This window comes from Bradyrhizobium sp. SZCCHNPS1003 (genome assembly GCF_032381555.1).
Taxonomy (GTDB): domain Bacteria; phylum Pseudomonadota; class Alphaproteobacteria; order Rhizobiales; family Xanthobacteraceae; genus Bradyrhizobium.
This window is the reverse complement of record NZ_JAUHIU010000004.1, coordinates 296,426-320,638: the sequence shown is the minus strand read 5'-3', so window position 1 is coordinate 320,638 and position 24,213 is coordinate 296,426. Positions and strand designations below refer to the sequence as shown.

General features: G+C 66.7%; 14 protein-coding genes and 1 pseudogene. 6 read left to right on the top strand and 9 right to left on the bottom strand.

Annotated features, from left to right (window positions below; all coding sequences use genetic code 11):
* Nucleotides 1–95 precede the first annotated feature (95 nt).
* On the top strand, nucleotides 96–1,454 hold the full coding sequence (locus tag QX126_RS09495; RefSeq protein ID WP_315780601.1) for a peptidoglycan DD-metalloendopeptidase family protein: 1,359 nt from the start codon (nucleotides 96–98) through the stop codon (nucleotides 1,452–1,454).
* Here QX126_RS09495 and QX126_RS09490 read toward each other — a convergent pair whose 3' ends face one another.
* On the bottom strand, nucleotides 1,455–2,621 hold the full coding sequence (locus tag QX126_RS09490; RefSeq protein WP_315737794.1) for a trans-sulfuration enzyme family protein: 1,167 nt from the start codon (nucleotides 2,619–2,621) through the stop codon (nucleotides 1,455–1,457).
* 249 nt (nucleotides 2,622–2,870) lie between these two features.
* Nucleotides 2,871–3,998: a pyridoxal phosphate-dependent aminotransferase gene (locus QX126_RS09485; RefSeq protein ID WP_315780599.1), complete on the bottom strand. Its 1,128-nt coding sequence runs from the start codon at nucleotides 3,996–3,998 to the stop codon at nucleotides 2,871–2,873.
* 107 nt (nucleotides 3,999–4,105) lie between these two features.
* Here QX126_RS09485 and QX126_RS09480 point away from each other — a divergent pair, with 107 nt between their 5' ends.
* Complete coding sequence (locus QX126_RS09480) at nucleotides 4,106–5,545, top strand: PLP-dependent aminotransferase family protein (RefSeq protein WP_315780598.1); 1,440 nt, start codon at nucleotides 4,106–4,108, stop codon at nucleotides 5,543–5,545.
* 207 nt (nucleotides 5,546–5,752) lie between these two features.
* Here QX126_RS09480 and QX126_RS09475 read toward each other — a convergent pair whose 3' ends face one another.
* Nucleotides 5,753–7,000 (bottom strand): LysM peptidoglycan-binding domain-containing protein, encoded by a 1,248-nt coding sequence (locus QX126_RS09475; protein WP_315774644.1) that lies wholly within the window; start codon nucleotides 6,998–7,000, stop codon nucleotides 5,753–5,755.
* Between the two features lie 774 nt (nucleotides 7,001–7,774).
* Between QX126_RS09475 and QX126_RS09470 the strand changes: the two genes are divergently transcribed.
* Entirely contained in the window at nucleotides 7,775–9,925 is a 2,151-nt protein-coding gene (locus QX126_RS09470; protein WP_315780596.1) for a methyl-accepting chemotaxis protein, read from the top strand.
* A 12-nt stretch (nucleotides 9,926–9,937) separates the two neighbouring features.
* Here the strand turns inward: QX126_RS09470 and QX126_RS09465 are convergent, their stop codons facing one another.
* Complete coding sequence (locus QX126_RS09465; RefSeq protein WP_315780646.1) at nucleotides 9,938–10,492, bottom strand: DUF3124 domain-containing protein; 555 nt, start codon at nucleotides 10,490–10,492, stop codon at nucleotides 9,938–9,940.
* Between the two features lie 25 nt (nucleotides 10,493–10,517).
* Between QX126_RS09465 and QX126_RS09460 the strand changes: the two genes are divergently transcribed.
* Nucleotides 10,518–12,245 (top strand): cation:proton antiporter, encoded by a 1,728-nt coding sequence (locus QX126_RS09460; RefSeq protein ID WP_315755609.1) that lies wholly within the window; start codon nucleotides 10,518–10,520, stop codon nucleotides 12,243–12,245.
* A gap of 53 nt (nucleotides 12,246–12,298) precedes the next feature.
* A complete protein-coding gene (gene upp / locus QX126_RS09455) occupies nucleotides 12,299–12,934 on the top strand; it encodes a uracil phosphoribosyltransferase (RefSeq protein ID WP_315755610.1) in 636 nt (211 codons plus the stop codon).
* A 15-nt stretch (nucleotides 12,935–12,949) separates the two neighbouring features.
* Here the strand turns inward: upp and QX126_RS09450 are convergent, their stop codons facing one another.
* From QX126_RS09450 to QX126_RS09430, 5 genes and pseudogenes are all read right to left on the bottom strand, one after another.
* Complete coding sequence (locus tag QX126_RS09450) at nucleotides 12,950–13,852, bottom strand: DMT family transporter (protein WP_409999087.1); 903 nt, start codon at nucleotides 13,850–13,852, stop codon at nucleotides 12,950–12,952.
* 111 nt (nucleotides 13,853–13,963) lie between these two features.
* Nucleotides 13,964–14,869, bottom strand: a pseudogene (locus QX126_RS09445) (NAD(P)-dependent oxidoreductase); the annotation flags it as partial.
* A protein-coding gene (gene prfB, locus QX126_RS09440; protein ID WP_315737783.1) for a peptide chain release factor 2 occupies nucleotides 14,848–15,982 on the bottom strand; the annotation gives its coding sequence in 2 pieces (ribosomal slippage) (nucleotides 14,848–15,912 and nucleotides 15,914–15,982; 1,134 coding nt in all). The gene prfB and the pseudogene QX126_RS09445, both read right to left, overlap by 22 nt.
* A 117-nt stretch (nucleotides 15,983–16,099) precedes the next feature.
* Nucleotides 16,100–18,607 carry a penicillin-binding protein 1A gene (locus QX126_RS09435; RefSeq protein ID WP_315737782.1) on the bottom strand — a complete coding sequence of 836 codons (2,508 nt, stop codon included), beginning with the start codon at nucleotides 18,605–18,607 and terminating at the stop codon, nucleotides 16,100–16,102.
* A 230-nt stretch (nucleotides 18,608–18,837) separates the two neighbouring features.
* A complete protein-coding gene (locus QX126_RS09430) occupies nucleotides 18,838–20,163 on the bottom strand; it encodes an N-acetylmuramoyl-L-alanine amidase (protein ID WP_315780644.1) in 1,326 nt (441 codons plus the stop codon).
* A gap of 806 nt (nucleotides 20,164–20,969) precedes the next feature.
* On the opposite strand from QX126_RS09430, the gene QX126_RS09420 reads away from it, so the two are divergent.
* Nucleotides 20,970–24,185 carry an Rne/Rng family ribonuclease gene (locus QX126_RS09420; RefSeq protein WP_409999086.1) on the top strand — a complete coding sequence of 1,072 codons (3,216 nt, stop codon included), beginning with the start codon at nucleotides 20,970–20,972 and terminating at the stop codon, nucleotides 24,183–24,185.
* The last annotated feature ends 28 nt before the right edge of the window (nucleotides 24,186–24,213 follow it).

Genomic DNA, 24,213 nt, shown 5'->3' with positions numbered 1-24,213 from the left:
GACGGCGTTGGCGGAAAATTAACCATGCAGAGGTCAAATCGCTCCCGTAAATGACGCCGCTGGAATGACGATCTCCGGCCGGCGCGGGAGTGCCGATGTCGTATCGTTCCGGCCATCACGCCGAATATCCCCAGCACCATCCTCATGATCGCGGGCACGCCCACCACCATCGGCGTGCACCCGTCAGCCATCCGGCGCAGGTCGCGGCCGCATCGCAGAGCGACTACACGCTGGTGCATGCCGGCAAGCAGGTGCGCATCGGCCCCGTGGTGTTCTGGATCGTGGTCGGCACCGTCAGCCTGCTCGGCCTCTGGTCGGCGGCGACCGCGACCTATTTCGCCTTCCGCGACGACGTGCTGACGCGGCTGATCGCGCGCCAGGCCGAGATGCAATACGCCTATGAGGACCGCATCGCCGAGCTGCGCGCCAAGGTCGACCGCGCCACCAGCCGCCAGCTGCTCGACCAGGAACAGTTCGACCAGAAGCTCGACCAGATTCTGAAGCGCCAGACCGCGCTCGAGGGTCGCGCCACCGCGCTGGGTAGCATGCCCGACGTGACCGGCTCGATCCGTCTGCCGGCACGCGGACCCGCGGCAACCGAGTCGGCGTCGTCCGCGCCAAAACCGTCGCCGATCAGCGACACCGTGATCTTCACCGCGCCGCCGGATCGCGAGGCCCGGCTCGAATCGCGCAGCCCCGTGATGGCGAATGCGCAGCCGAACCCATCGACCAAGCTCGCCGGCGTCGACAGCGTGCTGACGCGGCTGACGCGCTCGCTCGACCAGGTCGAGGCGCGGCAGATCGCGATGCTGTCCTCGGCCGAGGAGACGCTGGAATCGAAGCTGCGGCGGATGCGCGGCGTCATCACCGACCTCGGCCTCGACATGGGTCAGATCGAGGCGGCCGCGCCGAAGGGCGGCATGGGCGGCCCGTTCGTGCCGGTCAAGCTCGGCGCCGAATCTGGTCCGTTCGAGCGTCAGCTCTACCGCATCAGCATCACCCGCGCCCAGGTCGAGAAGATGAACCGCGCGCTGTCGCTGGTACCCTATCGCAAGCCGGTCATCGGCGAGGTCGAGTTCACCTCCGGCTTCGGCGTGCGCTCGGATCCGTTCCTCGGCCGTCCCGCGATGCATACCGGGCTCGACTTCCGTGCTGCCACCGGCGATCCGGTTCGCGTGACAGCGAACGGCAAGGTGGTCAATGCCGGCTGGGCCGGCGGCTATGGCCGCATGGTCGAGGTCGATCACGGCAACGGCCTCTCCACCCGCTACGGCCATCTCTCCGAGATCAACGTCAAGATCGGTCAGCAGGTGAAGATCGGCGACATCATCGGCGAGGTCGGCTCGACAGGCCGCTCGACCGGCCCGCATCTGCACTACGAGACCCGCATCGACGGCGAAGCCGTCGACCCGCAGAAATTCTTGCGCGCGGGGATCAGGTTGAGCGCTGGCTGATCAGCCCGCCACCAGCGCATCCAGAAAGCGCGACAGGTCGTCCCACAGTTCGCCCGGCTCCTCGAGTCCGATGCTGAGCCGCACCAATCCTTCCGCGGCATTCCACGGCCGCACCGTGCGGTCGGCGACCACATCCATCGGCGCGATCAGGCTGTGGGTGCCGCCCCAGGAGGCGCCGATCGCGAACAGGCGGACATGGCCGAGCGCCGGATTAATTCGCGCCGTGAACTCCGGCTTGATCACCAGGCTGAACACCGTGCTCGCGGCCTTGAAGTCGCGCGCGAAGATCTCGTGGCCGGGACAGGACGGCAGCGCCGGATGCAGCACGCGCGCGACCGCCGGCGCGGCCTGCAGGCGCTCGGCGAACTCGCGCGCGACCCGGCCGGAATGCGCCATGCGCACGCCCATCGTCTCGATGCCGCGCAGCGCCAGCGCCGCCTCGTCCGGCGAGACGCCGATGCCGAGCACGCCGAGCACCTCCTTCAGCGCTTTGCGCAGGCCGAGATCCCCAACCGTGATCGAGCCGAGCAGCAGGTCGGAATGACCGCCGACATATTTGGTCAGCGCCTCCACTGCGAAATCGACGCCATGCGCCAGCGGCTTGAACAGCAGCGGGCTCGCCCAGGTGTTGTCGCAACCGGTGAGCACGCCCCTCGCCCGCGCGGCCCGCGCGATCGCCGGCACGTCCTGCACCTCCATCGTGCCCGAGCCCGGCGACTCCAGCCAGACCAGCTTGGTGCTGGCGTCGATGAGATCGGCGATCCCGGCGCCGATCAGCGGATCATAGACGCGATGCGCGATGCCGCGCGAGGCGAGATAATTGGCGCACAGATGCCGCACCGGCGGATAGACGTGATCGGGGATCAGCACGGTGTCGCCGGGCTTGAGCACGGCGAGCATCGTGATCGCGACCGCGGCCTGTCCGGACGGCACCAGCACCGTGCGCTCGCCGCCATGCAGCGCGGTGATCTGCGCTTCCAGCGTCCGTGTCGTCGGCGTGCCGTGCAGGCCATAGGTGTAGCCGTCGAGGCCGCGCGCGGCGCGCCCGGCAAAGTCCTGCGGATCGTCATAGACGATGGTCGAGGCGCGATAGGTGGGAACGGCCAGCGACGTGAAGCCGTCATGCGACACGGCAGGATGCTGAACGCAGCGGGTGAGATCGTGCATGGACACCTCGTGAGACAATGCGTGCAGCCATCGTAACGCAAATGCGCGAGGTCAGGGGGGCGGTTTCGATAACCGAAACTGGGGAGTGACCGATCCAACTGAGAAGAGGCCCGCCGCTTGGCGAAAGGTCATCTTGGGGCACCGTCATTGCGAGGAGCGAAGCGACGAAGCAATCCAGAGTCGCACTCGCAGCCCTGGATTGCTTCGCTTCGCTCGCAATGACGGCTGATCGACCGCCATAATGGACGCCTATTTCAGCGCCTGTGAGACGCGCCGCAGCGCCTCGTCGAGTTCGGGCAACGCGAGCACGCCAAAGCCGAGACGGAATACCCGCGCCTCGTCGCCGAACCACGATCCCGGACCGACGCGAGTCTCGCGCTCGGCCAGCTCGCGATGAAAGCGCGCCACCGCCGCGTCCTCGAACATCTCGCGCCTGAGCCTGATGCAGCACAGCGCGCCCGCATCCGGCCTGATCCATTCGAGCAGGCGGGCATGGGCGGCAACGAAGCCGGCGGTGCGCGCCAGACCCTCGGCAAGATGACGGCGCCGCTCGCCCATGATCCCGTCGAGATTCCGCAGGATCGATCGCGCGATCGCCTCATCGACGACCGAGTTCGATATCGTGGTGTTGAACTTGCCGAGCACGAGCTGTGCGCGCAGCGCCTCGTCCCGCGTGATCACCCATCCGGTGCGGATGCCCGGCGCGCCATGGCATTTCGAGAACGACGCGCAGCTGATGATGCGCCGATCCAGCGCGACGACGCTCGGACGCGGCTCCGCCTCGCCATGCACGGCCTCGCGATAGGTCTCGTCGACCAGCAGGAACGCATCGGGGCAGATCTCGTCCATCGCCGCGAGCACCTCGCGCAGCTCGGCATCGGACAGCGCCACGCCGGACGGATTCTGCGGCGAGGCCAGGCTGACCAGCCGCGTCCGCGCCGTCAGCAACGAGCGCAGGCGGCCGACATCGAGACGATAGCCGTCATCGAAATGCAGCGGCAGGTCGAGAACGCGCAGGCCCACCGACGCAAGCACGTTGCGCGCGTTGGGAAACGCAGGACGTCCGATCACGACCTCCGCGCCGGGCGCGCTGAGAACGAAGGCCGTCAGGAACAGCGCCTGCATGGCGCCGACGGTGGTGATGACGTCGTCAGCGCCGACACCATGTCGCGCGGCGATCAGCTCGCGCAGCTCGAGGTGGCCTTCGGTCGGACCATAGCTCAGCACAACATCCGTCAGCGCGTCGCCGAGCCCGTCCGCGAGCAGCTCGTCAAGCCCAAGATCCGGGCCGATGCTCTCGGCGAGATCGTAGCGGACCGGCTGCGAGGTCAAGCTGATGATGTCGTTGTACGGGAAACGGCTGGGCACGTGCGGCATGGCTGAGCTCCGAGTGATGCGCTCAAGCTACCGCCCGGGGGACTGGGGATGACAGATACAGAGACGCCCGATTGCCACCAGTACAGATTGGCGATTGGATGATCTGTATGGACCAGCGCACCCCGTCTTCGCCGCTCTACGAAGCCCTCGCCGGCCACCTCACGGCGCTGGTCGACGACAACGTCCTGCGTCCGGGCATGCGCGCGCCCTCGGTGCGCGCCTTCGCCGCCCAGCACGGCGTCAGTCTGACCACGGCGGTGCAGGCCTATCGCCTGCTGGAAGATCGCGGCGTGCTCGAAGCCCGGCCGAAATCCGGCTTCTACGTCACGCAGCGGAGCCACCGGCAACGCGCGCTGCCGACCGCGTCGCAGCCGCCGCAGCGCGCCAACCCGGTGGTGGCCGTCTCCAGTCCCGTCTTCAGCGTGCTCGCCTTTGCCGGCGACCCGACCTATGCCCCGCTGGGCTGCGCCCTCCCGAGCGCCGGCCTGCTCGCCGCCGAGCGGCTCGACCGTCATCTCGCCCGCTGCGCCCGCGTCCATGGCCGCCACTACAACATCTACGCCGATCCGCATGGCGATGCCGAGCTGCGCGCGCAGATCTCCGCGCGCGCACTGCGCCTCGGCCACGCCGTGCCGCCCGATGGCGTCCTCATCACCAACGGCTGCACCGAGGCGCTGAACATCGCCTTGAGCGTCACCACCCGGCCGGGCGACGCGGTCGCGATCGAATCCCCGACCTATTTCGGCCTGCTCCAGGTGCTCGAAGCCCGCGGCCTGCGCGCGCTGGAGCTGCCGACCGATCCGACCCGTGGCGTCGACGTCGCCGCGCTCGACAAGGCGCTCGGCGCGCGCCGCGTCGCCGCCTGCCTGCTCGCCTCGAGCTTCAACAATCCGCTGGGCACGCGCACCGACGATGCCAGCAAGGCCGCCATCATCCGCGTGCTCACGCGCCACGGCGTGCCGCTGATCGAGGACGACATCTACGGCGACATCAGCTTCGGCGACGACCGGCCGCGCCCATTCGCCGCGATCGCCCCGAAGGCCGACATCATCCTGTGCAGCTCGTTCTCGAAGACCATCGCGCCGGGCTATCGCATCGGCTGGCTCGCCTCCAACCGCCGCCACGATCAGATCCTTGCCGCGAAGTTCGCGCTGTCGCTGAGCGGCGCGGCCTTGCCGCAGAAGGCGATGGCGGATTTCCTCGGCTCCGGCGGCTACGACGCCCATCTGCGGCGCATCCGCAAGGTGTTCGCCGCCAACATGGACCGCATGCGCCGCACTGTCGACCGCAGCTTCCCCAAGGAGACGCGGATGACCGACCCCAGAGGCGGCTTCGTGCTCTGGCTGGAGCTGCCCGCGGATTTCAATTCCGACGCACTTTATGACCATGCCATCCGCGAACGCATCTGCTTCGTGCCCGGCAGCCTGTTCACGGCGACATCAGATTATCGCAACTGCCTGCGGCTGAGCTGCAGCCACGACTGGGACGCACGCATCGAGCGCAGCGTCGAACGGCTGGGGGAGCTGGCTCATGAGCCGCTCGCCTAGACACCGTTTCCTGAGAGCCGGCAATTGATGGGCGGTGGAAGTCTGGCCGTCTCCACCCTCGCCATGCTCCGCGAAAGCGGAGCATCCAGTATTCCGCGGCAGAAGATGCGAACCGCGACGTCTCGGCGTACTGGATCGTCCGCCTTCGCGGACGATGACAGCGATGGTTCAATCATGGATCTGCGCGAGCGGTCAGTTCAGCCCCGCCTAGCGCTTGGCCGGCAGCACGAACACTTGGCCGGGATAGATCAGATCGGGCCGGCGGATCTGCTCGCGGTTGGCACGGTAGATGACCGCATAGCGCGTGCCCTCGCCGAGCAGGCGCCGGCTGATGTGCCACAGACTGTCGCCGCGCGACACGGTGATCGTCCTGGCGCCACCGCCGCGGGCGGGTGATGCCGCCATGTCCTTGAGGTCGGCCGGCGATGCCGCCGCAAGCTGCGTGCGCGCGCCTGGAGCGCTTGCGCTCGCGGGAGCGGCTGCGCTCCCCTGGCCGGCGGCCGCGGGCAGCGAGGCCGTGGTCAGCGTCTCCGGTACGTTCAAAGGCACTTCCGCGCGGGCCTGAACCGTGCCCGACTTGGCATCCACCTCGTCGAGCCGCAACCGGTCCTTGCTGCCCCAGGCGGCGTCCTTGATGGTCGCCGCGAGACGACCGTCAGCACCGGCAATGGCCGAGCTGACCAGGCGATCGTTGAGATAGAGCCGCACCGTCGCGCCGGGCCGGGCCCGTCCACTGACGCGCAGATTTCCGTTCGGCTCGAAGTCCACGGCCTCTATCGCCACGGCCTGAGGCGTCGCCCCCTCAGGCTTCGACAGCACGCGGGTCGGCTGGTCCGGCGCGATCAACGCGACCGTAGGCGGTTGCTTTCGGGCGTCGACCACGACGGCCACGCTCTGCTTGGATGACACCTCGCGGCCGTCGAGCTGCCGTGACCGCAGGGTCAGGTCGAACGCTCCAGCCGGCAAGGGAGGCGGAACCATGGAGAATTGTCCCGATCGATCGGCAACCGTTTGCGCATGCGGCTCGCCGTTGCGCAGCAGTTCGACGGTCGCGCCGGGCGCGGCCCGGCCTGCGACCACGGTCTCCCCCGAGGGCTCCACGCTGACCACGTCGAACGACGGCTCGTCGCTGTCGAGAGCGGCTGGCGCGACCGGCGCCAACAGCGCTGCCAGACCGCTAGCCTGTTGCCGGGCAGTCGCCAGCGCGGCCGCAGCTTGCTTCGCGCCGCCCGGGTCTGCCGGCTCCTGCTCCACCACCGCGCGGCCCGGAGCCGCTGGGGCAGACGCCGCTCGCGGTGCTGCAGCATCCGTCGGGCTTGCGGCCGACAGCTCACGCTTGAAGATCGAAAGGTCGAGATCGATACCAGGCGCCAGCACGATCGCGGCAGCGCCCGCCGCGAGCGCGGCCACGAAACCGCCTGCCCAAAACACGCCTCGACTGATTCCGGTGCTCATGCGTAGCTCCGTCCTGTTCGCGGCGAACACGGAGACGACGGCTCCGCCAGCAGGATGCTCGGTTCGCTCTTAGCACCATGTTCGCCGAAACGCCATCATTCGGCTGAACGGGCCCATGCTCGGCATCATCCCCTTTAGCCGAATACCCCCATGCCATTTTGCTGTTTCTTTTTTCCAGAAATCATGTATGATCTCCCCATCCCGCCTCGTTGCGAGGGGCGTACGCGTCGTCACGGACGTTGGGGCGGGCTGCGGTGGACGTGGGCTGCGATGCACGACGGGCATGGCCGCTCGCGGACGACGAAGTCGCGTGGTCCTGGCGCCCCGATGCTGGCGCTAAGTTCGTGCCGGTGCCGATAAAGTCACGGCGCGGATGACGGGGGCAAGAAAGCCCGGTCCCCGGGGAGATCGCGTATAAGTTGTTAAAGCCATCGCGCAGGGAATGCCGGCTACGGCTTTGCCTGTGGTACCTGCCGCCTGCATTTTTTTCGCAGGCGGGCCATGGGTGAGGCCTTCACCCGGCATTCCCTGCGCCCTCGTTTCGAGGGCTCGCTGCCCAAAGCTCGGACGCTTATGCGTCACGAGGCATTTCGCATGCGGTATCAATTGCTGGTTGTTTGAGGTGGTGCCCAGCTCCCGCCCCACTGCAATGCACAACGCGTAGTCCTACGGTGCCCATCTTTTACGCAACCTTTAACGGATTGGGGCCTCTTGTTAGTTCCAAGGTTGGCATTCCGACACTGAATACGACTGGGCAGCTGGGAGTTCATATCCGTGCGCAAGAATCTACCCGTCACGTCCAACGAATACCCGATCACCGACGAGACGCTGATCGTCTCGCGCACCGATCTCAAGGGCAAGCTGACCTATTTCAACGACCAGTTCGTCGACGCCGCGGGCTTTACGCCGGACGAGCTGATGGGCCAGCCGCACAACATCATCCGTCATCCCGACATGCCGGAGGCCGCATTCGCCAACCTCTGGGACACGCTGAAGCAAGGCAAGCCGTGGGCCGGCGCCGTCAAGAACCGCCGCAAGAACGGTGACTTCTACTGGGTGCAGGCGACCGCGTCGGCGATCCGCGAGAACGGCGAGATCACGGGCTACACCTCCATCCGCACCAAGCTGCCGGCCGAGCAGCGCGCCGAGGCCGAGAAGGTCTACGGGCTGCTGAATCAGAACAAGGCGCAGGGCTACGCGATCAGCGCGGGCGTCATCCGCCGCCGCTCGGTGTTCGACCGCCTGTCGCTGTTCACGGGTACGCTCAGGGCGCGCCTGACGACCTTGGCCGCGGTGCTGGGCGTGTTCATGCTGATCATCGGCGCGGCCGGCCTGCTGTCGACCCGCTCCACCAACGTCGCCATGAAGTCGCTGTACGAGGATCGCACGATTCCACTGGCGCAATTGCTCGAGATCAACGATCGTACCTTGCAGAACATGTCGTCGCAACAGTCCGCGGCAGCGAACGGCAAGGCCGGAAAACCGATCGACGGCATCAGGGCGCTGGTGGACGGAAACAGCGCCAGGATCACCAAGGTGTGGGCCGACTACATGGCGAGCTACCTGACGCCGGAGGAGAAGATCGTCGCCGATGCCTTCGCGATCAGACGCAAGGCCTATCTGGAGGAAGGCATCAGGCCAGGATTGGCTCTGCTCGAGCAGGGCAAGTTCGACGAGGCGAGCCAGCATATCGCCACCAAGGGGCATGATCTGTTCGAGGCCGCCAAGCACGAGCTCGACAAGCTCGTTCAGATCCAGGTGAAGGAAGGCAAGGCGCTCTACGAGGAGGCCGAGAGACAATATCTGGTGGTGCTCGCGATCATTTCTGTGATGATCCTGGCGGGTATCGGAATCGGTGCTACGTTCAGCCTGCAGGGCATCCGCGCGGTGCTGCGGCCGCTCAAGGTGCTCAACGACGCGATGCAGAACATCAGCCAGGGCAAGCTCGACAACCGCATCCCGGTGGAGCGCGACGACGAGCTCGGCGAGGCGCTGCGCAACCTGCAGACCGTGCAGGCGATCGTCCGCTTCAACAGCGAGGAAGTGAGGGCAGTGCAGCACTCGGCCGAGGTCAAGCGCAAGGCCGGAATGAACAAGCTCGCCAGCGAATTCGAAAGCGCGATCGGCGGCATCGTGCAGACGGTATCTTCGGCGTCGTCACAGCTCGAGACGTCCGCCGGCACGCTGACCTCGAACGCGACGCGCTCGCAGGAGCTCGCCACTACCGTGGCCGCCGCGTCCGAGCAGGCCGCGACGAACGTGCAGTCGGTCGCCTCGGCCACCGAGGAACTGACTTCGTCGGTGACCGAGATCAGCCGCCAGGTGCAGGAATCGGCGCGCATCGCCAACGGCGCCGTCGATCAGGCGCGCACCACCAACGACCGCGTCAACGAGCTCTCGAAGGCAGCTGCGAGGATCGGCGACGTGGTCGAGCTGATCAACACCATCGCCGGCCAGACCAACCTGCTGGCGCTGAACGCTACCATCGAGGCGGCGCGCGCCGGCGATGCCGGCCGCGGCTTCGCCGTAGTCGCGTCCGAGGTCAAGGCGCTCGCCGAGCAGACCTCGAAGGCCACCGGTGAGATCGCCCAGCAGATCTCGGGCATCCAGGCGGCGACGCAGGAATCGGTGTCGGCGATCCGGGAGATCAGCACGACGATCGAGCGGCTGTCGGAAATCTCCTCGACCATCGCCGCCGCCGTCGAGCAGCAGGGCGCGGCGACGCAGGAGATCTCGCGCAACATCCAGGAGGCGTCGCGCGGCACCACCGAGGTCAATACCAACATCGTCGACGTCCAGCGCGGCGCCTCGCAGACCGGCTCTGCTTCGGGCAACGTGCTGTCGGCGGCGCAGTCGCTGTCACAGGAGAGCGACCGGCTGCGGCAGGAGGTCGACCGATTCCTCGGCAACGTGCGGGCGGCCTGAGCCGCCCCGCGCTCACCGCCCGGTCAGCCGGATCGGGCGGCCCTGACTGATGAAGGCGTAATGGCCGGCGCCGATGCCGCCGACCATCAGCGCCTCGACGACGGGCTCGGCGATCTCACCGGTCGCGGCCCAGTCGATGACGAAATTGGCGCCGGTGCCGCCGCGGGTGTCCTTGATGGGCACGAAGACCTCGACGGTCGCGAACGGCTTCAAGGCGACGGGCTCGCGCAGATGCGCCTCCACCAGCGTGCCGGCCGTATCGTAATAGTTGATGCGCCGGACGATCAGCGGCCGCTGCTCGGAGGCGTTGTGGATGCTCAGCGTCACCGAGAAATCGGCCTGGACCCGGCCCGGGGTCATCGCGACGCTGGAATAGACGGGGACATAGACGGCGCCCGTGACCGTGACGGGCTCCGCCGGAACTGGCGTCAGCGAGCTCGCGAAACCGGCGGTCGCGTCGTCCGCGGCCTGCGCCGGGCCGACCGCAGCAGCTGCGATGAGCAGCAGCGCGAACGCGCCGTTCCGGATGTGACAGATTGCGGGTTTCCTTGCGCGGCGGCACGACATAAGTTGCCGCCCCGGGGGTTGCTTCATGCATGAACTGATCGGCGACATCACGCTCTGCATCCTGTTTGCGTGGGTGCTTGGACTGGCAGCGCATAAATGGCGCCAGCCCTCGATTCTCGCTTATCTGGTCGCGGGCTTCGCCATTGGCCCCTTCGGCACCGGCTGGGTCAAGTCCCAGGAGTCGATTTCCGTGATCTCGGAGCTCGGCCTGATCTTCATGCTGTTCATGATCGGGCTCGAGATCGACCTCAAGAAGATCATCCGCGCCGGCCCGGTGATTCTCATCGCGGGCGGCGTCCAGCTGCTCGGCGGCGCCGCGCTCGGCATCCTGTTCTTCGTCGCGATCGGCATGCGGATGGGCGCCGAGAGCTACGACGCGCTCTATCTCTGCGTCGCCTGCGCGCTGTCCTCGACCGTCATCATCGTCAAGGTGCTGTACGAGAAGCGCGAGCTCGACACCCTGCCCGGCCGCATCACGCTCGGCGTGCTCGTGCTGCAGGACGTGTTCGCGATCCTTTTCCTGGCGGTACAGCCGAGCCTCGACGACCTCCATGTCAGCGTGATCCTGCTGTCGTTCGCCCGCGCCGGCACGCTGGTCGCGATCGCCCTGCTCCTCAGCCGCTACGTCTTGCCGCCGGTGTTCCATCGCATCGCGCGTACCCCGGAGCTGATCCTGCTCGGCGCGCTGGCCTGGTGCTTCCTGATCGGCGAGATCGCAGAAAGGCTGCACCTGTCACGCGAGATGGGCTCGCTGGTCGCGGGCGTCTCGCTATCGACCTTCCCCTACGCGCTCGACGTCACCGCCAAGGTCACGACGTTGCGCGATTTCTTCATCACGCTGTTCTTCGTCGCGCTCGGCATGACCATCCCGATCCCGACGATGTCCGTTGTCGGGCTGGCGCTGGTGATCGCGCTGTTCACGGTGGCGAGCCGGCTGCTCACCACGTTCACGCCGCTGTACATGATGCGGCAGGGCCTGCGCGCCAGCCTGCTGCCGGCGCTCAACCTGGCCCAGATCAGCGAATTCTCGCTGGTGGTGATCCAGACCGGCGCGGCCGCCGGTCACCTCAAGAACGGCACGTCGAGCGCGGCGTCTTTTGCCTTCGTGCTGCTCGCGGTGCTCTCGACCTTCGTCATCGTCCGCTCCGATCCGATCGCGCGGCGAAGCATCCCGCTGCTCAAGCGGATCGGTCTGCGCGACCTCGATGCAAGCAAGGATGGCGAGGCCGGCCACGAGGGCGGACACGGCGCCGGGCGTCCGATCGTGCTGCTCGGATTCTTCCGCACCGCCAGCGCCCTCCTCAGCGAAATCGAGCGCAGCCAGCCGGCGCTGCTGGAGCAGATCGGCGTGGTCGATTTCAATCCGGTGGTGTTTCGCACCCTGTCCGATCGCGGCATCCAGGTGACTTATGGCGACATCAGCAATGTCGACACGCTGGTTCATGCGGGGGTCGGCCAGGCCGAGCTGATCATCCTGAGCATCCCGGATTCGCTGCTCAAGGGCGCCAACAACGAGAAGCTGGTGCGGCACGTCCGCAGCATCAATGCCACGGCCAAGATCGTCGCCACCGCCGACCTGCTCGCGGATGTCAACGATCTCTACGACGCCGGCGCCGACTATGTGACGGTGCCGAGGCTCAGCGATGCGCAGGTTCTGCTCAACCTGATCCAGGACGCCAGCGCCGGCCTGTTGTCGGAGCGCCGCAACGAGGCCGAGGCCATGCTCGCCGATCGCCGCGAGGTGCTGCCATGAGGCCGGCGCGCATCCATCTTCCACAGAATCTCCGATCCCGCTGGACTTGAAGCATGGCAAACACGAACGTTCACGTCGTCGATCACCCGCTGGTCCAGCACAAGCTCTCGCTGATGCGCGAGCGTGACCGCTCGACCAAGGGCTTCCGTGAGCTGTTGAACGAGATCGGCATGCTGCTGGCCTACGAGGTGACGCGCGACCTGCCGCTCGAGCTGGTCGACATCGAAACGCCGATCGCGCCGATGAAGGCACCGAAGATCGCCGGCAAGAAGCTGACGCTTGCGCCGATCCTGCGCGCCGGCGTCGGCTTCCTCGACGGCATGCTGGCGCTGATGCCGTCCGCGCGCATCGCCCATATCGGGCTCTACCGTGACCCGAAGACGCTGCAGGCCGTCGAGTACTACTTCAAGGCGCCGCAGGACCTGACCGACCGCACCGTGATCCTGATGGACCCGATGCTCGCGACCGGCAATTCGGCCTGCGCGGCAGCCGAGCTCCTCAAGACGCGCGGCGCCCGCGACATCCGCTTCGTCTGCCTGCTGGCGGCACCTGAGGGCATCGCGCAGTTCGAGAAGGAGCATCCGGACATTCCGATCTGGACCGCGGCGATCGACGAGAAGCTGAACGACCACGCCTACATCGTGCCCGGCCTCGGCGATGCTGGCGATCGGATGTTCGGCACGAAGTGATCGTGCGCGAGCGGTTCAGCAGGACGGTCGCGGCGAAGGACGAATGACGCTGAAGATGCGACCATCGATCGCCAGCAGCGCACTCCCGATCACCAGCGCACCGCCGATCTCCCGCAACGAGATGCTTTCGCCGAGCACCAGCGACCCGAGCAGGATCGTCGTCAAGGGGATCAACAACGTCACCAGCATCACGTTGGTCGCCCCGGAGCGGCGCAGGATTTGGAAGAACACGATATAGGCGAAGGCCGTCGACAGCGCCGCAAGCCCGATGACCGCGAGCCAGGTCTGCAGTCCGGGAATTGGAAGACGCCATGGCTGGTCGACGACAGCGGCGATGGCCAGCATCATCACGCTGGAAGCCGAGAGCTGGAAGGTGGCGGTCGCAAGCGGCGGCGAATGGGCGAGATGGCGGCGCACCAGCAGCGCGGCGATACCGTAGCTGAGGGACGCGCCGAGACCGAACAGAAAGCCGTAGCCGCCTGCCGAGCCGTCGAGCCCCGGCCCACCTCGCAGGATCACGACGCCGACGAGGCCTACGACCAGACCCGCTGCCCGCCGGGCCGACAGCCTTTCCTCTCCCGCGGCTGCCATCACCACGATCGTGAACAGCGGCGTCGTCGCATTGAGGACGGCGGCAAGGCCGGAGGTGATGAACGTCTGGCCGATCACGATCAGGCAGAACGGCACGACATTGTTGAACAGCGCCACGGCAAAGAACGGTCGCCAGCCGGCAAACCCCTTGGGAAAGCCGAGCCCGCGCAGTCGCAACAGCGGCAGCAGGATCGCGGCCGCCAACACGATGCGCAGCAGCACCAGCGTCAGCGGCGGCAATTCCTTCAAGGCAAGGCCGTTGAAGATGAAAGATCCGCTCCAGAGCAGCGACAGCAGCCCAAGCAGCGACCAATCCCGCGTGTCCATCCTGTCGTTCGGGGATGTCATCACCGCAAACCGCTGTTCAATGTCCGCGTGAACGTTGCAGATGAAGCGGAGCAAGGTCCACCCGCTTTCCGTCGGCGCAGACGTCGCGCTCTACCACGTATCTCTTGGCCGCGAGACCAGCTCGATCATGCGGCCTTCGTCCTCATCCGGCATCGCCGCCTTCGCCCGCGCATAGGCATCGACGGCTGCCTGGGCCATGATGGGACGCTCACCAAGCAGCTGCTCGGCGAGCTGCAGCGCATAGGCTGCATCCTTGTGACGGAGCGCCGCCGTGAAGCTGGCATCGGCGAAGTTGCGCGCGATCATGCGCGGCGCGTGGCGCAGCACCTGGGGGCTCGCCGCGACGCCGCTCTGGATCGCCTCCAGCACGAGCTTCATGTCGAGGCCGGCCTGCTCGGCGATTGCGAGCCCCTCCGCAAGACCTGCGATCTGCATCGCGCCAAGCAGGTTGTTGATCAGCTTGTAGACTGTCCCGGCGCCCACGGGCCCGAAATGGCGAATGGTCGAGCCGATCGGCGCCAGATACGGCCGCGCGCGGTCGAGATCGGCGGCGTCGGCGCCGACCAGCAAGGTCAGCTTGCCGCTCGCGGCCGCGTCGGGCAGCCCGGTCACCGGGCAGTCGAGATAGGTCACGCCGCGCGCATCCAGCTCGCGCGACAGGCGCAGCGCATGGTCGCGCGACACGGTCGAGCATTCGATCGCGATCGTGCCGACCCGCATGGTGGCCGCGGCGCCATCCGGCCCGAGCCACACCGCGCGCGAGGCGTCGTCATCAGCCACCATCGTAACGACCGCATCGGCATCGATTGCCGCATCAGCTGGCGAGGTCGACCAGCGCGCGCCGCGCGCGATCAGATCCTCCGCCTTCGCCCGGCTGCGATTCCAGACCGCGACGGAATAGCCTGCGTCGAGATAACGACCGGCCATGCCATGGCCCATGCGCCCGAGCCCCATGAAGGCAACGCGCGCCACGCTCAATCGACGTCCTCGATCGCAGCGCCTGGCGTCGTGCCGAACGCGCGCTGCGCCAGCGTCGCCGCCATGAACTCGTCGAGATCGCCGTCGAGCACGCCGGCGGTGTCGGACGTCTGCACGCCGGTGCGCAGATCCTTCACCATCTGATACGGCTGCAGCACGTAGGAACGGATCTGGTGACCCCAGCCGATCTCGGTCTTGGCCGCCTGGTCGGCCGCCGCTTTCTCCTCGCGCTTCTTCAACTCGATCTCATAGAGACGTGCGCGCAGCATGTCCCAGGCCTGAGCGCGGTTCTTGTGCTGTGAGCGACCGGCCTGACAGACCACGGCAACGCCGGTCGGGATGTGCGTCAGCCGCACCGCCGATTCGGTCTTGTTGACGTGCTGGCCGCCGGCGCCGCCCGACCGCATCGTGTCGACGCGGACATCGGACTCCTTGATGTCGATCTTGATGCTGTCGTCGATGACCGGGAAGATCTGCACCGAAGAGAATGAAGTGTGGCGCCGCGCATTCGAATCGAACGGCGAGATTCGGACCAGGCGATGCACGCCGGCTTCCGTCTTCAGCCAGCCATAGGCGTTATGGCCGGAGATCTGGATGGTCGCGGACTTGATGCCGGCTTCTTCACCCAGCGATTCTTCGAGATACTCGACCTTGAAGCCGTGGGTCTCGGCCCAGCGCGTGTACATGCGCAGCAGCATCTGCGCCCAGTCCTGGCTCTCGGTGCCGCCGGCGCCGGCATGGACCTCGAGATAGGTGTCGAACTTGTCGGCCTCGCCGGACAGCAGCGCCTCGAGCTCGCGCCGCGCGACCTCCTTCTTCAGCTCCTTGAGCGCATTCTCGGCTTCAGTGACGACCCCCGGATCGTTCTCGGCCTCGCCGAGCTCGATCATCTCGATGTTGTCGCTGAGCTCACGCTCGACCTTGCCAATGCCGGTCAGCGAATCCTCCAGCGAGGTCCGCTCCTGCATCAGCCGCTGAGCTTTTTGGGGGTCGTTCCAGAGATTGGGATCTTCGGCGAGCTTGTTCAGCTCAGCGAGCCTTGCCGTCGATGTCTCGACGTCAAAGATGCCTCCTCAGCAGCCCGACCGACTGCTTGATCTCTTCTACGATTTTCTCGATTTCGGCGCGCATGTCGCTCTCTTCAGGCCACGGCTCGAAGCGCCGCAGCATCATCTCTCACAGGGGGATGTAACGGCGCTCGGCGCAAAGCGCAATCGCTCTGCACCGCACCAGCACAGTTTCGCCGGTCTAGTAGAGGCTACCGGTACCCGGACGGATGATGAAGCTGCCCGCATCAGGCTGGCCGCCGCCCTGCGACGGCATCACACGTCCATCGGCGTCGGCGACACCGATGACCGAGTAGTTGTCCGGCGGCGCCGTACCAGGCTTGAACGCCTCCATGATGGTACGGCCGCCGTCGCCCGGGCTCGCCCGCATGCCGGTCTTGGCGTCGACACGCACCAGCTTGATGCCGGCCGGGATCTTGAAGGGCGTGGCCGGCTTGTCGGCCAGCGCGAGCTTCATGAAATCTTTTGCGATCGGCGCGGCCAAATGACCGCCGGTCGCGGCATTACCCTTACCGAGCGGCCGCGGCTTGTCGTAACCCATGTAGATCGCGACGGCGAGGTCCGGCGAGAAGCCGACGAACCATGCGTCCTTGGCCTCGTTGGTGGTGCCGGTCTTGCCGGCGATCGGCTTGCCGACCTCCCTGAGCACGGTTGCCGTACCCGCCTGCACCACACCCTCGAGCATCGAGGTGATCTGATAGGCGGTCATCGAATCCAGCACCTGCTCGCGGCGGTCGACCAGTTGCGGCTCGCTCTGGTTCTTCCAGCCGTCCGGCGCGTCGCAGCCGCGGCACTCGCGGGCATCATGCTTGAAGATGGTGTGGCCGTAGCGATCCTGGATCCGGTCGATCAGCGTCGGCTTCACCCGGCGGCCGCCATTGGCCATCATCGAATAGGCCGTGACCATGCGCATGGCCGTGGTTTCGCCCGCACCGAGTGCGTAGGACAGGTAATTCGGCAGTTCGTCATAGACTCCGAACCGTTTGGCATACTCGGAAATCAGCGGCATGCCGACGTCCTGCGCGAGACGCACGGTCACCGTGTTCAGCGACAGGCGCAGCGCGTTGCGCAAGGTCGTGGGCCCGAGATACTTGCCGTTGGTAAAGTTTTCGGGGCGCCAGACCTGGCCACCCTGCCCCTGGTCGATCTCGATCGGTGCGTCGACGACCTGGGTCGACGGCGTATAGCCGTTGTCGAGCGCTGACGAATAGACGATCGGCTTAAATGACGATCCGGGCTGCCGGTAGGCCTGCGTTGCCCGGTTGAACTGGCTCTGGTCGAAGGAGAAGCCGCCGACCATCGCGAGCACACGGCCCGTATTCGGATCCATGGCAACCATCGCGCCGGACACTTCGGGCAGTTGCTCGAGGCGATACTGGCCTTCGACCGGATTGCCTTCCTTGTACAGCGGATCCGCATAGATCACGTCGCCCGGCTGCAGCACCTGGGCGACCGACGTCGGCACCTTGCCACGGCCATTGGCCGTCGCAGCCCGCGCCCATTTCACGCCGTCGAGCGTGATCAGGCCAGTCTGGCGCTCCTTGCTGACGGCGCCGCCGAGCTCGCGCGGCGGCTGGAAGCCGATGCGGGCGGACTGATCGCTGGTCTCGAGCACCACGGCCATCCGCCACGGTGAGATGTCCGAGAGCGATTTGATGTCCGCGAGCTTCACGCCCCAGTCGCCCGAAGTATCGAGCTTGGAGACAGGCCCGCGATAGCCCTGCTCCTGGTCGTACCTCACGAGTCCGGCGACCATGGCCTTGCGCGCCATGACCTGGATCTTCGGATCGAGCGTCGTCCGGACGGACAGGCCGCCCTCGTAGAGCTTCTTCTCGCCATAACGCTCGAAGATGTCACGGCGCACTTCCTCGGCGAAATATTCACCTGCAAAGATGTGGGCGCCGGTGTTGCGGCTCGCAATCGTCAGCGGGTCCTTGCGCGCCTTGTCGGCGTCGGCCTGCTTGATCCAGCCGTTCTCAAGCAGACGATCGACGACATAGTTGCGGCGCTCGATGGCGCGGTCGCGATTCCGGATCGGATGCAGGCTGCCCGGCATCTTCGGCAGAGCCGCCAGATAGGCGGCCTCGGCCACCGTCAGTTCGTTGACCGACTTGTCGAAATAGACCAGCGACGCCGCGGCGATGCCGTAGGCGCCGGAGCCGAGATAGATCTCGTTGAGATAGAGCTCGAGAATCTTGTCCTTCGAGTAGGTGCGCTCGATGCGCATCGCCAGCAGCGCTTCCTTGATCTTGCGGGCGAACGACACCTCGTTGGTCAGCAGGAAGTTCTTGGCGACCTGCTGCGTGATCGTCGAGGCACCCTGCGGGCGGCGATTCGAGCCGAAGTTCTGGGCGTAGACCACGGCAGCGCGCGCCATGCCGGTGAAGTCGATGCCGCCATGCTCGTAGAAGTTCTTGTCCTCGGCGGCGAGGAAGGCGTTGATGACGAGCTTGGGAACCGCCTGGATCGGCAGGTACAGCCGACGCTCCCGGGCATATTCACCGACCAGCGAGCCGTCGGCCGCGTGCACGCGCGTCATCACCGGCGGCTCATAATCCTGCAGCTGGGAGTAATCAGGCAGGTCCTTGGAAAAATGCCAGATCAGGCCGGCCGCTGCTGCCACACCGACCAGGAACAAGACGGTACCGGCCGCGAACAGGAAGCCCAAAAACCGCACCAGAAAGCGCATCGGCGAATATCCGTTCCAACTCTTGTTTCGTCTCTCGGCTCGGACGCGGCGCACCCACGGGCGCTACCGCCAAAAATCACACGGTCGGCTGCAATGCCGCGTGACCCATGCCAGAGAAACGCACGGTCAAGCCTATCAGCGGTCAAGCCTATCACAAGTCTGCCGAGAAGGAATCTTCACTGATTCCGGGTGCCTCGCAGCACGTTTATAGGGATGTTGCTGTGGCCAAACTAGGGCTTTGCGCGTACCGGCCCCGGCTTGTCCGGCCTGTCGGGGCCCGCATTGGCGATGCGCTTGGCCAGAAAGGCATCGATCGCCCGCGCCATTGCGTCCGCCGTGCGCGACCGCCATGCGTCGGAGACCAAGTTTCCCATATCGCCCTTATTGGAGACATAGCCGAGTTCGACCAGCACGGATGGCACGTCGGGCGCCTTGAGCACGCGGAAACCAGCCGATTTGAGCGGGCGCTTGTGCATATGCACCGCCGTCTTCATGTCGTTCATCAGCAGACGGGCGAACCGGTTGGAAAACGTCCGCGTTTCCCGGCGGGCCAGATCGATCAGGATGTCGGCCACGTCAGCCGGCTCCTCCGTCAGATTGACCCCGCCGATCTGGTCGGCGCGGTTCTCGGCCTCGGCCAGCCGTTCCGCCTCGACGTCGGACGCCTTGTCGGACAGCGTGTAGATGGTCGCGCCCTGCGCAGTGCCCTCACCTCGCGGCAGCGCATCGGCGTGGATGGAGACGAACAGCGCCGCCGACTGCTTCTGGGCGATGCGGACCCGGTCTCCGAGCGGGATGAAGGTGTCGTCGTCGCGGGTCATGACCACGCGGAACTTGCCCGACCGTTCCAGCCGTTCGCGCAGCGCCTGGCCGAAGGCGAGCACCAGATTCTTCTCCGGCACCTCCCCGCCCTGTGTGCCGTAGTCGACGCCACCATGACCGGGGTCGATCACGATCACGGGCCGGGTGTCCGGCGGGCCGTCCGTCGGAGGGGGAGCGATGGCAACCGTGGTCGGCGGCGGCCGGACTGCCGGCGGCGCAGGGTTTCCTGCGACAGCGACCGACGCCGTCGCGGAACTCGAATCGGCAGGCCTGGCGGCAAGACGACTGTCGCTGCCAATGGCGCGGGCGAAGGTCGCCTCGTCGACCTCCTCCAGTTCGAGCACCAGCCGCGGCGGCTGACCGTTGGCGGCATCAAGCACCGTGGAGTTGGCGATTCGGGCCGGGCCGGTGAGATCGAACACGATGCGAGACCCACCGGGCATCACCATCCCATAGCGGAACGCCTTCACCAAACCCCGGCCGCTGGTCCCGGCTCCGGTGGGCAAATGAAAGCTGACCTGGGGCAGGTCGACGACGACGCGATAGGGTTCGCTGAGCAGGAAGGCTCGAAACGGCACCGTCCGGTCGAGATCGAGCACGAATCGGGTCTGTCGGGAATCGCCGGCGACCCGCGCATCGGTGGCGATCGGGAACCCTGGCCCGACCACGGCAGGCGGCACCTGGCCGACCGGCCCGCTCTGGGCGCGGGCCGGAATGACGGCCGCACATAACATTTGCGTGACGCACAGCGACGCGCATCCCAGCAAAGAAAGGTAATTCGCCCGGCCAGCTGCCAAATCGATGCCTCCGCGGGATGGTCTTACCGCAACCAATCCCAGGGGTTAACCGCCAAATTTTGTCATTTTCGTTAAAGGCCACCGATTGTTGCGGTTCCGCGACGCTTCGCTTGCGCGACCTGACCATTCCTCGTATGTACGAAGGGCTGAAGGCTAATCCTTACTGCCGGTTGTGTCGCGTTCAACCTCCCGGTGAAACGCCGGAAGCTTCGTGATCGGGGTGCTCGGTATCGGGTCCTCGATCGTGGCGGAGATTCCAGCGCCTTTCCGACGCTCCACCAAAGCCTGCGCGATCCCGCGCGGCCGCAACGGAGAGCCGGTCACGAGCCGAGTGGCGCCTGTCAGGCGCCTCCTCGCAGAGACCGCCCGGGCACCAGGTCAGACACGGTATAGCCTGATACCGCACCCGTGACAGGGTGGGTATTCGATCCAGGCAAGCGTTTCGGCGCAATCTGGCCTTCGGCAACAGAGCAAGGCGGCACCCGCTGCCGCCCACGTATTCCAGACGGGCCGACGCTTGATGCGCCAGACTGAGTTGCCAACCATGACCAGCGGACGATCCGTGCCGATGCGGGGCCAGACCCCTGCCCGGCCAATCGCCCCGCCGGCATCAGGGTTGGCGCGGCGCGACCAGCTGCGTTTAGGCCTTCCCCTCACCCCCGAATCAGGTGGACCGTCGCGTCATCCGACAGCGCGCCACGCGCTCGCGGCCAATCGCGCCCGTCGCCTCCAAGAGTTCCAATATGCCCAACAAGATGTTGATCGATGCTACCCACCCGGAAGAGACCCGGGTCGTTGTCGTCCGCGGCAACCGCGTCGAGGAATTTGATTTCGAAACGGCCCAACGCAAGCAGCTCCGCGGCAACATCTACCTGGCCAAGGTTACCCGCGTTGAGCCCTCGCTGCAGGCCGCCTTCGTCGAGTATGGCGGCAACCGCCACGGCTTCCTGGCCTTCAGCGAAATCCATCCGGACTATTATCAGATCCCGGTCGCCGACCGGCAGGCTCTGATCGAGGCCGAGGAGCGCGCGCATCGCGAAGCCGAAGAGGAAAGCGAGAACCGCTCCAATCGCCGCCGCAACCGGCACCGCAGTTCGCGACGCCGCGGCAGCGGCGAACGGGTTCAGAGCGAGATCGTCGAGGCCGCCGAGGCAGGCCTCCCTGCCCAGACCCAAGGGCATGAGGCCGACCACGAGGCGCATGAGCACCACGCCTATGCGCAGGACGACGATCGGCCGCACGCCGACGCGACCGATCCCAGCGAGGCGCAGGGCTTCTCCGAGGGCCCGGTCAAGGCTCAGGGTCAGGACGCGCCGGGCGAAGCTCACCACGGTGCAGCCGACGAATCGCGCGACCAGGCCGACGAGCCGCATGATGCTGTCGCCGCGCAGGACCGTGTGGCGGCTGCGGAACAGCCCGCCGGCGAAGCCGCGGACACCGCGGTCGCGCAGAACGGCGACGCGACCTCTGCCGAGGCGGCCAGCCCCGCTGTCGCCGCGGAAGAGCACGACGAAGAACATGACCATGCAAGCCATGATCGTGACGAGCATGGTCATGACGAACATGACCATGACGACCATGACCATCACGATCACGACGAACATGATCACCACGATGACGGCGCGCCCGTAGCCGAGCATGACGGCAACGGCGTCACGATCGTGCCGGGCGACGACAACGGCGCCGAATCCGGGTCCGGCGACCACGAGGACGACGAGGACGACGGCGAAGAGATCGAGGAAGAGCTCGTTGAATCCGTCGGCGGCGATGACGTGCTGGAAGAAGTGCCTGAGCGCACCTTCCGCCCGCGCCGCCAGTACAAGATCCAGGAGGTCATCAAGCGCCGCCAGGTGATGCTGGTGCAGGTCGTGAAGGAGGAGCGTGGCAACAAGGGCGCGGCGCTGACGACCTATCTGTCGCTGGCCGGCCGCTACGCCGTGCTGATGCCGAACACGGCGCGCGGTGGCGGCATCAGCCGCAAGATCACCTCGGCGCAGGACCGCTCGCGGCTGAAGGAAGTGGTGCAGGACCTCGACGTGCCCGAGGGCATGGGCGTCATCCTGCGCACCGCCGGCGCCAACCGCACCAAGCCCGAGATCAAGCGCGACTTCGAATATCTGCTGCGGCTGTGGGAAACGGTCCGCGACATGACCTTGAAGTCGCAGGCCCCGACCCTGGTCTACGAGGAAGGCTCGCTGATCAAGCGCTCGCTGCGCGACCTCTACAACAAGGAGATCGACGAAATCCTGGTGGCCGGCGAAGCCGGCTATCGCGAGGCGCACGACTTCATGAAGATGCTGATGCCGACCAACGTCCGGGCGGTGAAGCAGTATCGCGACGGCCAGCCGCTGTTCTCGCGCATGGGCGTCGAGAGCCAGCTCGACGCGATGTTCTCGCCGACCGTCCAGCTGCGCTCGGGTGGCTACATCGTGCTCAACCAGACCGAAGCGCTGGTCTCGATCGACGTGAACTCCGGCCGCGCCACGCGCGAGCATCACATCGAGGACACCGCGCTCAAGACCAATATGGAGGCCGCCGAGGAAGTGGCGCGCCAGCTCCGGCTGCGCGACCTCGCCGGGCTGATCGTCATCGACTTCATCGACATGGACGAGAAGCGCAACAACCGCTCCGTCGAGCGCAAGCTGTCGGACTGCCTGCGGCAGGATCGCGCGCGCATCCAGGTCGGCCGCATCTCGCATTTCGGCCTGCTGGAGATGTCGCGCCAGCGCATCCGCGCCAGCGTGCTGGAAAGCTCGACCGAGCCGTGCGCGCATTGCGGCGGCACCGGCCACGTGCGCTCGGTATCCTCGGTGGCGCTGCAGCTCTTGCGCAGCCTCGAAGAGACGCTGATGAAGGGCGCGACCCACAACCTCGTGGTCCGCACCCGCACCGAGGTGGCGCTCTACGTGCTCAACCACAAGCGCGGCCATTTGCGCGACCTCGAGAACAGCTTCAAGGTGTCGCTCGCGGTCATCGCCGATCCGACTGTGAGCGGCCAGCAATCCTTCATCATCGATCGCGGCGAGCAGGTGCATACGCTCGAGGCCGCCAAGGCGCTGCTCGCGGCGCAGGCCTCCGCGCCGCCGCTGGTGGCCGAGGAAGTCTTCGACGACGAGGAGACGTTCGACATCGAGACGGAATCCGAGGTCGAGACCGAGGAGACCGAAGGTCTGTCCGAGGACGCGGCCGACGGCAGCGCTGCCGACGGCGAGCGGGACGGCGCGCGCCGCAAGCGGCGACGGCGCCGGCGCGGCCGCGGCGGCGAGACCCGCGAGGGCACGCTGCCTGAAGGAACGGCCGGACTGCAGCCCGCAGAGCCGGGCCTTGCCGCCGAGCAGTCAGCCGAGGACTCCGACGGCGAAGACGACGAGTCGGAGGAACAGCCTGCGTTCGCCCAAGGCGAGCAGACGGATCAGCCTGGCGGTGAGCGGCGTCCGCGCCGGCGTGGACGCCGCGGCGGTCGCCGTCGGCGCGGTGGCGCGGAAGAAGGTCTCGCCGCGTCAATCGGCGACGAGCTCGCGCCGGCTTCGGCATCGGAGGCAGAAGCCGCCGTGGCCGATTTCGACGGCAATGGCGCTTCCCGCCACGACGAGGAAGAACCGGCCGAACCCGCGGCGCCGGTCCATGCGGCGACCGCAACCGAGGCCGATGAGCCCATCGCTGACGCCTCCGTGCCCGTGCCCCAGGCTGCTCCTCGACAACCCGAAGTGCAGCAGACCGAGGCTCCGAAGACGGAATCCGAGAAGACCCCGCGCCGCTCGACGGTTCGCGAGAAGGTCAGCTTCCTCACCGAGCCCAGGCCTGAGAGCGCGGTTTCGGCCGTCAACGTCGCCGAGAGCAGCGCGCCCGCTCCGACTGTCGACGTCGCTGCGTCCGAGCCGGCGGCCACCGATTCCTCGTCCCCTGCGGCCCCCCGCCGGGCCGGCTGGTGGTCCCGCCGTTTCGGTGGCGGGCAGTAAGCCCCCCGCTTTCCGACGCTTCAATGCA